At 46.8% G+C, this 15,181-nt stretch carries 12 protein-coding genes and 1 pseudogene; 1 reads left to right on the top strand and 12 read right to left on the bottom strand.

What is annotated here, in order from left to right; genetic code table 11:
- Nucleotides 1-130 precede the first annotated feature (130 nt).
- Nucleotides 131-829, bottom strand: coding sequence for a hypothetical protein (locus tag PPA03S_RS01610; RefSeq protein ID WP_062319137.1), 699 nt, complete (start codon nucleotides 827-829; stop codon nucleotides 131-133).
- A 33-nt stretch (nucleotides 830-862) separates the two neighbouring features.
- Nucleotides 863-1,012 (bottom strand): annotated as a pseudogene (locus tag PPA03S_RS34545) (DUF8580 domain-containing lipoprotein); the annotation flags it as partial.
- A 134-nt stretch (nucleotides 1,013-1,146) separates the two neighbouring features.
- Here PPA03S_RS34545 and PPA03S_RS01605 point away from each other — a divergent pair.
- Nucleotides 1,147-1,821, top strand: coding sequence for a class I SAM-dependent methyltransferase (locus tag PPA03S_RS01605; RefSeq protein ID WP_062319135.1), 675 nt, complete (start codon nucleotides 1,147-1,149; stop codon nucleotides 1,819-1,821).
- A 205-nt stretch (nucleotides 1,822-2,026) separates the two neighbouring features.
- Here PPA03S_RS01605 and bshB2 read toward each other — a convergent pair whose 3' ends face one another.
- From bshB2 to PPA03S_RS01555, 10 genes are all read right to left on the bottom strand, one after another.
- The gene (gene bshB2 / locus PPA03S_RS01600; protein ID WP_062319133.1) at nucleotides 2,027-2,701 is read right to left on the bottom strand and encodes a bacillithiol biosynthesis deacetylase BshB2; all 675 of its coding nucleotides are present in this window, start codon (nucleotides 2,699-2,701) and stop codon (nucleotides 2,027-2,029) included.
- A gap of 19 nt (nucleotides 2,702-2,720) precedes the next feature.
- A complete protein-coding gene (locus tag PPA03S_RS01595) occupies nucleotides 2,721-3,065 on the bottom strand; it encodes a YojF family protein (RefSeq protein ID WP_062319131.1) in 345 nt (114 codons plus the stop codon).
- Between the two features lie 209 nt (nucleotides 3,066-3,274).
- Nucleotides 3,275-4,783 carry a sulfatase family protein gene (locus PPA03S_RS01590; protein ID WP_062319129.1) on the bottom strand — a complete coding sequence of 503 codons (1,509 nt, stop codon included), beginning with the start codon at nucleotides 4,781-4,783 and terminating at the stop codon, nucleotides 3,275-3,277.
- Nucleotides 4,784-4,860: 77 nt separating this feature from the next.
- Complete coding sequence (locus tag PPA03S_RS01585; RefSeq protein WP_245683485.1) at nucleotides 4,861-7,329, bottom strand: family 43 glycosylhydrolase; 2,469 nt, start codon at nucleotides 7,327-7,329, stop codon at nucleotides 4,861-4,863.
- Between the two features lie 117 nt (nucleotides 7,330-7,446).
- Nucleotides 7,447-9,480, bottom strand: coding sequence for an alpha-L-arabinofuranosidase family protein (locus PPA03S_RS01580; protein WP_062319127.1), 2,034 nt, complete (start codon nucleotides 9,478-9,480; stop codon nucleotides 7,447-7,449).
- Between the two features lie 21 nt (nucleotides 9,481-9,501).
- The gene (locus tag PPA03S_RS01575; RefSeq protein WP_062319125.1) at nucleotides 9,502-10,392 is read right to left on the bottom strand and encodes a carbohydrate ABC transporter permease; all 891 of its coding nucleotides are present in this window, start codon (nucleotides 10,390-10,392) and stop codon (nucleotides 9,502-9,504) included.
- A gap of 17 nt (nucleotides 10,393-10,409) precedes the next feature.
- Complete coding sequence (locus tag PPA03S_RS01570) at nucleotides 10,410-11,372, bottom strand: ABC transporter permease (protein WP_062319123.1); 963 nt, start codon at nucleotides 11,370-11,372, stop codon at nucleotides 10,410-10,412.
- Nucleotides 11,373-11,422: 50 nt separating this feature from the next.
- A complete protein-coding gene (locus PPA03S_RS01565; RefSeq protein WP_062319122.1) occupies nucleotides 11,423-13,009 on the bottom strand; it encodes an extracellular solute-binding protein in 1,587 nt (528 codons plus the stop codon).
- 102 nt (nucleotides 13,010-13,111) lie between these two features.
- Nucleotides 13,112-13,978 carry an AraC family transcriptional regulator gene (locus tag PPA03S_RS01560; RefSeq protein ID WP_062319120.1) on the bottom strand — a complete coding sequence of 289 codons (867 nt, stop codon included), beginning with the start codon at nucleotides 13,976-13,978 and terminating at the stop codon, nucleotides 13,112-13,114.
- 163 nt (nucleotides 13,979-14,141) lie between these two features.
- Nucleotides 14,142-14,936: an SDR family NAD(P)-dependent oxidoreductase gene (locus PPA03S_RS01555; protein WP_062319118.1), complete on the bottom strand. Its 795-nt coding sequence runs from the start codon at nucleotides 14,934-14,936 to the stop codon at nucleotides 14,142-14,144.
- Nucleotides 14,937-15,181 lie beyond the last annotated feature (245 nt).

Genomic DNA, 15,181 nt, shown 5'->3' with positions numbered 1-15,181 from the left:
CTGCAGGATCGGTTCATTAGGTGGCGGAATGGTTGGTACTACATTCAACTAAAAAAGCCGCCAATATGGCGACCTCTCAAGTGGTTATATTCTTTTCCTTCAACATGTCCGATTGGACAGTCGCACGGGATCAATCTCCAAGAATCAACGAGCCGCTGTCATTCGGATCTTCAATTTTTTTATGGGTTATGAGCTCTCTCTTATCATTAAATCCTTTAATTTCATAGGGGATAGTAGCTGACGAAGACAGAAATACAAACCAGATTACTTGTTCAGGGCCTACCTCTACCAGCTTAGCTTCCGAAACAACAGGTTTCCCGTTTACCTTGATCTCGATAGTTATACGTTTAATGGATGGGTCTAAAATATGTCCGAATACCATAGGAAATGGGGTCGAGATATGATCTAATTCAGGTATACTCATATAGTCAAGAGCAGCAGTGAACTGAGATGATTGACCGATGGAGTAACCGCCACCCCACACCCACTTCCAGCCGAATAATATTTTTCGAGCATACTCCACCTGAAGATTGCTGTTATTTTCCTGACTCGTTCTATGCGTAAACAAGATCATGCCGCCATTTACCGGTTCTTGATGAATGATTTGTAATGAATCATCATTACCTCTAAACTTCTGAATCGCTTCTGTAGGAGTTTTTCCTATAGGAATATGGATGGTTCCTCTCATTCCCATCGCCTTGGACATGCGCCAATCGGACAACCCCCCAGCTCTGTCATTCACATAAACAAATGCGGTGGCCAATATAAGCAAAAGTAAGACGGCGATCACTGTAATTCGAATGATTCGTTTGCTTCGCATTCTTTGCATTACGATGTCTGCTCCTTAAGACGAAGATGTATACTATTGTACCTGAACGGTTGATAAGGAAACAAGGACCGGACCAGCGAAATCGGAGGCTTCCTCACCTTTTGGATTATGAAGACGGAATAAAAAAGCATCACCTGATTCTGATTTCCAAACGAGATAATCGTTAATCCCTTCTTCACCCGAGGCTTGAAGATATTACCCATGAAAGTGGATCGTAACCCATAGTTCTAACCTATAAACTTATCCATATTCGGTATTTCCCCTTATCTCATCGCTCTTGTAAACTATTGAAAAAGACATCAAGGAGCGATGAGTCCATGAAACCTGCGGTTAAGCATCTGTTCGATCAGATAGCCGAAGACTATGATGTGCAGCGAAAACAGCTAATCCCTTGTTTTGATGAGTTTTATGGGATGGCTTTGGATCTGATGGAAAGCTCTTTGGATTCTCCGCGTATTCTTGATTTGGGCGCTGGCACGGGATTACTCTCCGGAATGCTGCTGCAAAAATACCCAAAAGCACAGCTAACTCTGGTAGACATTAGCGAAAAAATGCTGGAAGGGGCACGTCGTAGATTGAAGGATAATACTCACGTGCAGTATATCGTGGGGGATTATTCCAAACATAATTTTACCAGTTCCTATGATATGGTTATCTCCTCCCTCTCCATTCACCATCTGAACCACGCTGACAAGAAAAACGTATTTTGTACTGTTCACAAACTGCTGGAATCTGGTGGGCTCTTCATTAACGCAGACCAGGTTCAGGGGAGGACGGTTGCAACGGACGCTTATTATCGCCAACGATGGTTGGAATCGATTCATCGGAGCGGATTATCGGCTGAGGCCATTTCGGCTTCAATTGAACGACGGAAAGCAGACATCAACGCCCCTCTGGAAGATCAGCTAGTGTGGTTGGAGGAAGCCGGCTTCAGCATGGTGGATTGCATGTATAAATATTTGGACTTCGCGGTGTTTTACGCACAAAAATAAGAAAGCCCGGATTACGAGTCAAAGGCTCGGGGTCCGGGCTTTGAACCTCTGCGCGGTCTTCCCCTTTCAAACCAATCCAGTTCTGTAATCAAGTCACCAGGATTATTGCTATATCTGTTTCAAACTCATGGGCAGGTTAAAACAAAAAAGCCGCCTTATTGGCGACTTTTTGCGCGAAGTATTGCGACTTACTTCGAAATAATAATTATTGGAACCGATATGTCCAAAATGCTTCCCGTCCAAACCGGTTTCGGATTTGTTCATTATCCATTTCTGTCTGGCCGACAAGCTCCGGCGCTTGAAATTGCGAACGGTGGGCACGAATCGATGCCATTTTCTGGGCAAGGAATCCGGTCACATCTTCAATTACATCCGCTTTGCCGATAGCTTGTTCGTGATTGTTCGAGAACGCGCAGCAGTATACAAGAGGTCTTTCTTCTGCGGGCAGACGACCAATCGTTCGCGTAACAGCGGCTCCTGTTGCATCGTGATCAGGATGCACACTGTACCCTGGATAGAATGTGATGACCAGTGACGGGTTCAATTCTTTGAGCAGCGCCATGATCTGGTTATCCAGAAGTTCAGGGTCTTCGAATTCAATCATTTTATCATGAAAACCGAGCATCCTCAGGTCCTGAATGCCAATCGCATTAGAGGACTCTATGAGTTCCTCCTTACGGATTGCTGGCAAGGTGACCCGGTTGGCAAACGGCGGGATACCCATGTTACGTCCCATCTCTCCTAATGTCAGGCAAGCATAAGTGACGTGAGCACCGCCTTCTATGTACTTCGCCAACATTCCCGAAGCCGTGAACGCCTCATCGTCGGGATGCGGAAACACAACCAAAATGCGCTGATCTTCGTATTGTTTATTTTTCATTCTTGATCCTCCGCTTTCATCAGAACATTTCCCGACTAAGTTGTAAAGCTACAACCAGCTTCCCTTGACTGTCGTGACCGGCCAGAATGAGTCGTTCCTTTTCCAGCTCGTCAATGTGTGTAAGTCCCTCAGCGTATACCCAGCCGTGAGTTGTTTTTAAGCCAACCCGGTATGGTCCCGTGCCGGAGATAGATCCTTGCGTATATCGTATGACCGCATTGGAAATGAACGCCGACCCGGGATGACGGGTACTATCGAAGTGACTGGCGTATGCACCTGATGTAAGTTCGAGATGCATATATAGGTCCTGATCGAGAAAACGATCAATCCGTAATTGGATGTCTTGAGGCTCTATTGGCTGCATGACGGCCTCCTTATAAGTAATAGTAACTTGCTAATCTATTTTAACATATGTGTTGTAAAAATAGACAGCAAATGAAGGAGTCTAATGTTTTTGCAGCGCTTAGTTGGGGATGGATATATCATCAAGAACAAAAAAAGCCGTCAACATGACGACTCTTTTGCCTTCCTTTGCCGATTTCAGCCCTCAACGCAACCTTTAACGCCCCATTCTTACGCATGCCAAATGCGCGGCATCGGCATAGACTCTTTACCAAGCTCTGCCCATGCATATTTGAGCAGAAGCTCTGTCTTTAACTGCGCATGTTCTGGATCATCCCACAAGTTGCGAAGTTCGCCAGGGTCCTCCTGCAAATCAAATATTTCACCGTACGTCTGGCGGAAATACAGTGTCAGCTTATAGCGCGCGTCCACATAAGTCTTTTGATGAATCGTTGTAGGTTCATGACGGAATTCGCATAGCGCATGATCACGGGCCTGCGAATCAAGCCCCAGCCAAACCTGGCTCTGATCCACTCCAGTCATTTCATTTGGAGGCTGGATTCCGCATAATGACAAGAATGTAGGTGCAAGATCGACCAGCGATTGAATTGCATCATTTTGTTTACCTGCTGGCACCTTCCCAGGATAACGAACGATGAAAGGCAGCCGAATCAGATCCTCATAATGAAAACCACCTTTATGCTGAAGTCCATGTTGTCCGAAAAAATGTCCATGATCCGTTGTAAACACAACAACCGTGTTATCATAAAGCCCCAGCTTATCCAGCTGATCAAGAATCTTGCCGATATATTTGTCCATCAGACTGATCATGCCGTAATAGGTGGCGACCAGTTGTTTGCGCTCACGTTCTGAAGTCAGATGGGACTGGTAGCCATGAATACTGTGGCTGGTTTCCTTTAAATAACTGAAATCCGGATCCTCATCCTGTGTCAGTTTAAAATGCGGTGGATTGTGCTCATGCTCTCCCTCTACAACAGCAGGAATCGTTAACAACTCTGGGTCATACAACGCATCCCAAGGTTCGGGAACCAAATAGTCAGGGTGCGGGTCGAAAAAGCTGGACCATAGGAAAAACGGTTGCTCTTCCTCCCTGTATTGCTCTAGCAGTGCATTTGTGCGTTCGGCGATCCAGTTGTCGTAATGGTACTCCTCCGGTATTCCCCATTTATGTTTTACGGAAGGGTCCATCGTTCCGGTCGGAGGCAGAAAGTAATCTCGCCAATGGGTACAGCCCCTCTCCTCCAACCAACTAGCGTAGTGCTGTCCGACATGTGCTTCGTTTGTATGATTTCGCGCCAGCTCCACATGATCAAATCCATAAAATGGCCCGTGAAAGGAACGCCAGAAGTCCAAATCCTGCAAGAGCGGATACGACTCAAGGGAGGGATATTCGTCGGTGCCCCGCAGTGGCTGAAAATGTGCCTTTCCAATCAACGCTGTCCGGTAGCCGTTCTCCTGAAAGTCTTCGCCGACCGTATGGCGGTTCTCCAGCAGTTTCGTCCCCAACGTCCATGCTCCGTGCTGACTTGGGTACATGCCGGTAATAATCGAGGACCTGCTGGGTGTACAGACTGGACTCGGACAGTAAGCCCGCTCAAATGTAGTTCCCTCCTGAGCCAGACGATCCAGATTAGGTGTCTCGATCTCGGAGTTGAACGCCCCAATGGTATTCCAGTGCTGCTGATCGCTTGTAATTAACAAAATATTCGGTTTGTTCATGCTGCGCCTCCCTCATTCACCCCAGCGATATGCGAAAGTTACATCGCCTGGAGATATGCTTAACGATTCGTTCGTTCCTAAGGAGAAACGGATACGTTATCGAAGTGCGTATGTTTGTTAGCGGTTCTGACACCAATTTTGCCATGTGTGAATGGATTCAGACTGTTGTCAGTATATTCAATTTTCGGATTGACCATATCATCAACAAACACTTTAATGGTTGTGCCGTTAACGGCAACTTTCATGTGATACCAGGTATTGGTAGAATACGTCTGTGGACTGTTTTTAAGCAGCGCCCAATTGTAATTCATCTTGCCAAGACTCACTCCACTTGTCGTCAGATAGGCATAATACCCTTGCAGAGCATCATAATTGTTCTGACCTCGTTCAGTTCCGTGCGATGGATTGGTCACTCTGACGAGCAGCCCCCCGTCTCCTCCCGAATCAATCATTTTGATGTCTGCTTCCACTGTATAATCCGCCCATCCCGAATCTCCGAATGTAGACTTGGCTGCCCCTGAACCTTCCGCGCTGTATTCTCCGTTCTCAACCGCCCATGTGCCTTCGAACCGGGTCCATCCACTGTCATTGCCATCATTAAAATTATCGCTTACGCTGGTCACGTCAGCATATTTTTGAAACGTCATTCTTGAGAAGTCGGCCTCACCTGTAACAAATTCAACTCTCAATTCCCGTTGTCCCGCGTTCAGGTACACTTTTTTCCTGGATACATTGCCCCACTTATCCCAACCTCCCGTATTTGGAACATTGATGATGCCAGTTAAATCGGTCGCACCATCCCACAACCGGATTTGAGCTCCGTCTAACGTGGTAGCCATGCGAAAATCAATATCATAATATCCGCTGGATTCCACATTCACTTTGTATTTATACCATTCTCCGGTCTGATTCCAGCCTAGATTGAACAGCCCTTCACTATTCAGACGGATATCTCCTGCATCGGTTCGATAAGCACCGCCAAGATTAGTGGCCGTAGTATCGTGGTATGCGATACCCTCGCCGCCCTTCATATAATGAACAGCCTCAATTGTGCCTGGAATCGGCTTGGAAGCATTCCATGCACTGCTTCCATCCACATCGTTGTTAAAGGCAACAAAACCGAAATCCGCATGTGTATCTTCCGTCAGGACACCGATCTTGCCAGCTCCTATATTGGCAGTGCGTGTTGCTTTGAACATACCATCTACATAATACTTAAACGTTGATCCCGATTTCTCGATACGGATGTTATGCCATTTCGAATAATCGAAATCCGCAGGCAAACTATGGGTTTGCCAGGCCTGATCTACGCCGTTGATCCGGAAAAATGTCTCTAGACGTTTGTTTTTCGAACTAAGCAGTGCAACGCCGTAATTATTCTCATCAATGTAAGAGAAAGTAGCGCCATACCTCGGATTGGAGGATGTTCCCCGATTCATTTCCTTCATATTAAATTCAGCCGTATAATCGACTGCACTGGATGAAGAAGACACTTGTTTATGCCAAGTTGTGCTTCCCAGTGAATTTTGCCACATGAGCTCCTTATTGTAGATCCCCCAATTACCGCCATTCACGTTGCTCCAACTGTTACCGATTGCGGAACGATCGAAATAATCGTAGAAAGTGGGCATTTCCGGATTAGGTTGATCCGTTGAAGTCGGACCAAGTACGAGCATCTTGTCATTGTTCCACACAATCCGGTCCATGTTCAGATGGCGCAGCGGTCCCACAATGCCCTGCCCTTCCAAATTGTGATAGAACATATAGTGCGTATCCAGATTGGGTCCCATCACAACGCTGTTATGGCCCAGTCCTACGGTCGGACCCTCGGTTCGGATAAGTACGGGATTCGTGCCATCGGTAACGTAACCGGACCGGGGACCTGTCGTGCTAACCGCTACATCGACCCGATAACCATTGCTGAATACATGGTTGCCTGTGTAGGTCATATAATATTTGTTATTCCGTTTGAAAACGGTCGCTCCCTCCGTCCAGCCGCCCATTCCCACTCCGGTTGACGAGCTGGCTCCAATCTCCGTGGGACTGCTCATTGGGGCTGCATCAATCCGACCCTGTGCGGCATGGTAGAAGCTGAACGTACCATCATCGTCAATAAACACATGACCATCAATCGACTTACCCAGATTGCCAGTGACCACGTTGAACGGTCCGGTCGGACTTGTGCTGCTTAATACGTAATGACCTTTTCCGGCAGGTGAAGTGTACATATAGAACATTCCATTCCAGTAAATGACTTCCGGAGCATAAGCCCCATGTGTAATCGGGTCCGTTGCGGCCAATCCCCGATACGACCAGTTCACCAAGTCTTTGGAGCTCCACACTTTTACACCATCATCCGTATCTCTTGTGCTTACATACAGGTAATAGTATCCATTAAATTTCAACACATATGGATCTCCCAAACCATACTGTCCCCATTCATCCGGTAACGTTCGGGGGTTCTGATAAGCTGTGGCTGTGAGCGGCACCGAAGATACCATTAAAAAAATGACAATCAGCGTTAACATCAATCGACTATTTCTCACAAAATGACCTCCTCGTACATACTTGTTGTCGCTTACAATTCCAACGAAATCTTCACTTGCAACACCCAAATGGGTCGATGTAAACGAATGACAGCTCCGTTCAGGAATAATCAGTGGTTATCTGGTTCTTCCTTCTGCCTGCTTGGTCTGGATTTCCAGTACATAGATGGAAGCTGGACGCAGCGGGTAGCCCTCCTGCCAAGCATCCGTTGGGATGACGCTCTGACTACAAAGGATACGTTCAGGCTCAAACACGGAATTGATGTCATCCAGGGAATCTCCTGTAATTTCATGCAAAAGGGTTTCCTCGCCAGGGCTAAAACCGGACCAACCCAGTTGAGCCTTTACAGCCTGCAAACTGCGATTCACCATAAACACAGTGACGCTGCTGCCGTCCTCATTTGTACAAGCCACAACGTCCAAGTCCGGAAGCGCGTCAAGCCGAATGGGAGCTGATTTCAAGGATTGGACCGAGAAAGTACCGCACACAACATCCGCAGAGAGAACCCGCCGGATGTCCCGTCCAGCATAGAGCTTCAATACTTCATACGTGGGAGTTCCGTACACGACGAGCGGATGTCCGCTCCAACCGGGTATTTTGCCAGCATATTGATCGGCATAGTAATCCCCTACGCGTATGCAGCCCCCAAGCCAGCCGTTCACAAGATCGGAGAAGCTGCCGATATGCACCATATCACTGCAACGCAGCATCTCATTCAGGTTGGCAGCATTGGCAACGGCTGCCCCCAGTGTATGTTCGTCAGGGGTTCCCTTTCGTATCGTGTTCGAATAGTACATCGTGTTATATTCAGTAATGGCCAACTTCACATGGTGATGCTTCTCATGCTTTCGGATATGCTCCGCAGTTTGCAAAATGTTGTCACGGGTCCATTCGGGAAAAGAAGCCATTGCTTTATATCGCTCCTCAGCCGGTGTATCCCCATTCATTCCGAACCGTCCATATCCGTGATACAGATGCAGCGTCAAATAATCCATATGTTCACCTGCAATATCAAGCACATTCCGGTTCCATTCCTGATCGGTGTGACCACAGGCCAAAATAATGAGAGAAGGATCTGCTTGCTTCATGGCTTCGGCAAATAAAATGCTGCGCTGGGCGAACTGTTCTGCAGAACAGTGACCCACCTGCCAGTCTCCCCATACTTCATTGCCAATCTCCCAATATCGAACCTGGTACGGCTCGGGAAAACCGTTCGCTGCCCGCCTTGCTCCCATCGGGGTATCGACGCTTCCATTACAGTATTCGACCCATTGCGCAGCCTCCTCGGGGGTGCCTGACCCGTCGTTTATACAGATGAGAGGTTCAACCTGCAGTTCCCTGCAAAACTGGATAAATTCATCCGTACCAAAATATTTGCACGTCCATCCTCCCCATGCTTCGTTATACATGACTGGTCGTTCAAGCACGGGACCAATGCCATCTTCAAAGTGGTAAGCACTGATGTAGTTACCTGCGAGCCTCATCATGCCTGCGTTAAGTGCTCTTGTCATCTCGACAACCTCTGGTTTCACTTGCCCAATGCTGTCAGCGGGCAGCATAGACACATGATCAATCCAAAGCATGCCGGTCGACACATGATCCTGCCATCTGGGATGTTCGGCAGGCACATACAGCCGAATTTCGGCATCGGAGCAGGCGCGGTTAACGAACACCTTGGTGTCATAGTGCTCCCAGTTGTGATTCATGATCTGGATATGTACCAGCCCAAGCTGTTCCTCCGTACGTCGATCCACCACTTCAAGAACCACATATTGAAGCTCAATGGACGCCCTCGCAACCAGCTTGAGCGAATATTCCATCGGTCCCTTTAATGCTGTTCTCTGTGCGATACCGGCATATCCCTCATCATCGCTTAATATGCGAATACGTTGAGCACGCCCTGAATGCCTCCGAGCAGGCGATTCCAGCGCATATTTCGTATTGCGTCCGTTCGTATAGGGCCTCCAGCTTCCCGATACAGCTGTTCCTAATAATGCATCGCTCTCAAAATCCATGTCTTTCAAGGGATAGGCCAGCATAGCTTCCATATGATCCCGAATATCTTCCACAAAATGCCCGAACAGATAAGGGCTGATGACATGCTCGCTTTTTTGGCTACAGTCGATTGTAATCGTTGCTTTCGAAGTCAATCTAAAACCTCCAATCCCCAATTAACCTTTGATTGATCCAATCATCACACCTTTGACAAAGTGCCGCTGCACAAAAGGATACATGATCCATACAGGCAGACTGGAAACGATAATGACAGCGTATTTGATGCTTTCAGCCAGCATAATCTTATCCTCCAGACCAACAGTACTGTCCATGGCATCAGATTGGCTGAACATCAAAATTTCTCGCAGAATCAGTTGAAGTGGATATAACGCTTCGTTGCGAATATAGATCAGTGCATTAAAATACGAATTCCAATGGCTAACGGCATAGAACAGTACCATGACTGCCAGAATCGGCTTGGACAGCGGCAAAATAATGCTCCGCAGCAATCTCCAGTTCGAGCAGCCATCTATGGAAGCAGCCTCTTGCAGCTCCCAGGGAATGGTCTGGAAATACGTTCTCATGACGATCAGATTGTACGTAGAAATCGCGCCGGGAATAATCAGCGACCACATCGTATCCACCATGCCCAGATTTTTGACAAGTAAATAGGTCGGAATCAATCCTCCACTAAAGAACAGGGTCAGTGTTATAAATAACATCAATATTTTTCGTCCGGGAAGATCAGGTCTCGACAATGGATACGCAGCCAAGATGGTCATGATCATGTTAATCACCGTGCCGATCACGGTATAGATGATTGTATTACGATATCCCAACCAGATCTTTTCGTTATGCAATATGTTGGTATAGGCATCCAAAGTCAAGCCTTTGGGCAGCAACCAAACCTCTCCGCTGAGTACCTTTGTTGGATCACTTAACGAAGCGCTGACCAAAAAAAGCAGCGGATAGAGCACAAGCATGATAATAATCGCTGCGATGGTGTAGACCATTGCGTCAAACACCTTTTCATCCCATGCCCCTTTTGTCGTAGATCGCTTGATCACTTGCTTCCTCCTTCCCTCTACCATAGACTTGTTTCGGATGTCTTGCGCGCAATACGATTCACCAGCAATAGCAACGTAAGATTAATCACCGAGTTAAACAGCCCGATCGCGGTCGTATATCCGTACTCTCCCTTAAGGATACCTGTTGTATAGACAAAAGTTGAGATCACGTCGCTCGCTTCGAAATTCAAGCTGTTTTGCATCAGCAATACTTTCTCGAAACCGATATTCATGAAGTGGCCGACATCCAGGATGAGTAAAATGACAATCGCCGGAACAATCCCGGGAAGGGAGATATGCCAAACACGCCGTAATCGGGAAGCACCGTCCATCTTGGCCGCTTCATAGAGCTGCGGGTTAATCCCGCTAAGCGCCGCGATATAGATGATGGACTGCCATCCCATGTTCTGCCAGATATTCGAACCGATAAATATCGTCTTGAACCAACCGGCTTCCTCCATGAAGCGAATTGGTGTACCTCCGAATGTCTGAATCAGAAGATTGACCGGTCCACTTGTTGGAGATAGAAATAAGGAGATCATGCCTACGATGACAACAACCGAAATGAAATGGGGGATATACGTAATATTTTGCAGCCATTTACTAAAAGCTTTATTAGGAATCTCATTAATGATCAATGCCAGCAAAATGGGGATCGGAAAAGCAATCAAGAGCGAGAACAAATTGATGGATACCGTGTTCCATAGCAGCCTCCAGAAATAATAGGAATCGAAAAATCGTACGAAGTGCTCCAAGCCCACCCAGCTGCTGCCACCTATGCCTTTGCCGGGATTGAAGTTTTTGAATGCAATCTGCAGCCCGTATAGCGGAGCATAATGAAAGATGACATACCAGATGATGGGAAGAAGAAGCATCAGGTATAGATCATAACGTCTGCCCATTTGCCTTAACAGCCCGATCCCCGGTTTTGAACGAGCTCGGGGCAAACCGGATGTGGGAACGACTCCAGCCTTTTTCATGGCTTCCTCCTTCCTTGCTGCTTATAAGATGCTTTCTGCATAAATTACAATCATTTCTTCATCGTATCGTAAGCATCCTGATACAGCTTTACCAGATCGTCGATCTTCATCTTTTTCAATGTCTCCTGAAATTCGTTCCATTGATCAAAACTCAGTGAACCGACGATAAATTTAGTGCTCTGTTCCTCGTAATATTTATCGATGTCGTTGCGAAGGATCTCGACTTTGCGGGCAGTTTCCTCATCAAACATCGGTGATGAGTACCGAATGCTGGGCAAATACGGGTCCAGTTTTTTCTGAGCTTCTTGTACTTGAGGAGGGTTGATATAGGATGCAACTTCTTCGCTGATCAAATGAGGCGCACCCCCTCCGGCATAAGGGGTGATTTTTGCCTGATTGCCTGAATTCAAGAAGTCCTCTTTGTAGAAGGGAATGCCATCCTTAAGCTCGTAATGCTCTCCTTCTCTTCCGAAGCGGAGCAATGTTGAGCCTTCCTCGCTGTAGAAATAGTCAATCCAGCGCAGCGTAGCTTCAGGATCCTCATTGACTGAAGTAATAGCGAAAGCTCCAAAGTCCCGTGGAACCGGTGCACCCTGGCTTTGCAGACGATCCCCGTGCGGACCCTGAAGTGGGGCAATCCCTGTATATTGGTCAGCAATCTTCAGAAACGGATTATTGGTTTGATCAAAGAAGAAACCGGTGTTTCCCGAAGCCTGTTTGGCCAGATACTGCGCTTCTGTATGCGAGAAAATCTCGGGATCTAGCAGCTTTTCCTGATATAGCTTGTTTAGATACATGAGCAATTCCTTATTGCGCTCGTTCCCCATCCAGATATTCACCTTGTCGTCTTCCAGATTAATGTTATAACCTAATTGCATATCCAAGCCGAATGACCCGCTCATCATCGCTACAACAGGCAAGCCCTGACCCTGGCCTCCGCCTGCACGTGCCGTCATCGGTATTTCATCCTGCTTCCCATTGCCATTAGGGTCTTTGTCCCGAAAGACGGTGAGCACCTGATACAAGTCTTCGGTCGTTTCAGGCTCCTTCAGACCAAGCTTCTTCAGCCATTTCTGATTGATCCACTTTTTGTCCATGCGTGCAGAGCTTAAGGTGACCACTGCGGGGAGGCTGTAAATGTGACCTTCTGGAGTCGTGATGGCCGGACGAATTTCGGGATACTGCTCCATCAGTTTCTTGAAATTAGGCGCATACACGTCGATCAGATTTTCCAGCGGGATCAATTGTCCGGACGTTCCGTAACGAATGGTCTCCAGCGGACTAAGACCAGCACGGAATAGCGCATCGGGGAGCTCATTGGAGGCGAAAAGCAGATTCTTTTTCTCTTGGAAGCCGTCCGTAGGCACTTCGGAGAATTCCACTTGCACATTACTCTTTTTCGCATAATCCTGAAATACCGGCATATCCTTGAATGGGCCGTTTACAGGTGCAATCCGGGTGAACATCTTGAGCTTGAGCGGTTCTGTTACGATTGGGAAGCCCTCTTTACTGACATCAGCTGCATGCTTTCCAGGCACTGCCTCGTTTGTTGCCTCGGTGCCGGAATTACAACCTGATAACACCAGACCGAACATGATCATCGTGCTTAGGGTTAATTGCTTCCATGGTTTACGCATACATACAGCAGCCCCCTCAAAAACATAGTATCACTAGAAATATAGTAGGTATTGAGGTATAGCATAATGTAACCTGCTGCAAATAGAAATAACATTTCGTTGTCAGTCATTTAGCATTTTGTTAGGGGGCTGCATTCTGCTGCTGCGATAATTGGAAGGTGACATGCCGTAATAGGTACCAAAGGCTCTGGAGAATGTATATAAGTCCGTGTATCCAAGAGACAGCGCAATTTCCGTAATGGATAACGCCCCGTCCTGCAGCATTTCACCGGCACGCTCCATACGCAGTTTAATTAAATAATCACGTGGGCTTATGCCAAAACATTGCTTAAACCGGGTGGATAGATGCGATCGGTGCATGCCGGTAAACTCGGCAATATCTGCAACGGTGATGCCTTCGGCATAATGCATCTGCATATATTGCATGCAGGCTTTGAGCTTGTCTTCCATCACATCGTGAAGGGGTCGTGACAGCATTTCGAACAATCGGTAAAACAGGATCTGAAGCTGTAAGTCCCCATCCTTTTGACGATCCCCGATCTGTTTCATACATGCCTTCAACAACTCTTCCATCTCGGTCGTGAGTTTGTTGCGCAAATACGGTTTTTGTTCCGTAATCTCAATTCTTCTTACCAGTGATTCCGCCTGTGTACCATTAAACGCCAACCAGCACATGCGTAATGGAGAATCGGGATCGTACTCCGATACCCAGTAGCTATATTTCACATTGGGAAATAGGCAGAACATACTGCCTTTTGTCAGGGTCACTGTTTCTCCCATACTGGACAACGTTACCGCACCGCTCAGCACAAAATGAAAGGAAAAACATTCGATGATCCTTGCACCAACGCTATAATTGGCCTTCGCCACATTGTGTCCGGTCCGCAGAGGCCATAGCCCTCCCAGCTTCTCAAACTCATTCGGTGTGTAATAAAAGATGTCTGCGTATTCATGACCGTAATCCTTCATAGGCTTCACCTCATAAAAAAAGACATAGCAGGTTGTAGCTGCTACGTCTCTAGTTTTCTAGTAAACACTCAGTAGATGTAAGTTGTTCGCTGGATTGTTTTACTATTATACTATTGGTCCTGCTTCCATCGTCAAGAGATTTTATCGATATCAGGATGGGTTGTTAAAATACACTGCGTACCAAACCGCCGTCTATTCTCAATGCAGAGCCATTGATAGCTGAAGATAGCGGACTGCTTAAGAAAGTAACAAAGTTTGCAATTTCTTCTGGACGGATAAATCGTTCTATAATGGAGGAAGGGCGATTTTCGTTCATAAATCGCTTTTCAGCCATATCTATCGTTAGATGTTCGTCCGGATAAAGACTATTTAACATGGTCTCCACACCTTCAGTTAGAGTTGAACCTGGCATGACCGTATTGACAGTCACAGGGGTACCTTTGCATAGCTCAGCTAAACTGCGCGAGAGTGATAACTGCATGGTTTTGGTTGCACTGTAATGAGCCATTTCCTGAGAAGGCATAACTGCTGCCTCACTTGCAATGAAGATCACTCTGCCTTCTTTCTTTTGAATCATCTTCTTAAGATAAATGCGAGTCAGCCGAACACCACTCATCATGTTCACTTCGAAGAATCGAAACCAATCCTCATCCGGTATATCAAAGTATTCCTTGGGCTCAAAAATGCCAAGGTTATTGATTAATATATCCACTTCTGGATACTCTTCAATGATTTTTTGACATCCTTGCTCTGTTCCCAAATCATAAACAGCAGGCTGAAGATTGGCATGTGGATAGCGGGATTGAATTTCTGTGATGGTTGCCTGCACCTTTTCTTCCCGTCGTCCATTAATAACAATGGTTGCACCCTCTGCCGCCAGCCCAGTGGCAATCGCCTTACCAATACCTGCGGTCGATCCTGTAACAAGTGCCGTTTTCCCTTCCAAATTCAATTTCATCTGAAATCCTCCTCGTTTTTATACGTCACTGATGTTTACAGAGTTAACATAAGGATTTGCTATTAGTTTAAACCAAAGAGGAGATAGACAAACTTTAGCTCCTTCCGTTGCTGTCCGCACGGAATGAACATCATAGCAAGGTCCCCCCTCCTTTGCTTGCCTCAGCACATTTGCATGAATAATGAAGCAGAAATAAACGAGAACTGTCACGTTCGACAGTCCCCGTCTCCCAATTAATGCTTCAT

This window comes from Paenibacillus pabuli NBRC 13638, from assembly GCF_001514495.1.
Taxonomy (GTDB): Bacteria; Bacillota; Bacilli; order Paenibacillales; family Paenibacillaceae; genus Paenibacillus; species Paenibacillus pabuli.
The sequence above is the reverse complement of the archived record's forward strand: the minus strand, read 5'-3'. Positions and strand labels throughout refer to the sequence as shown.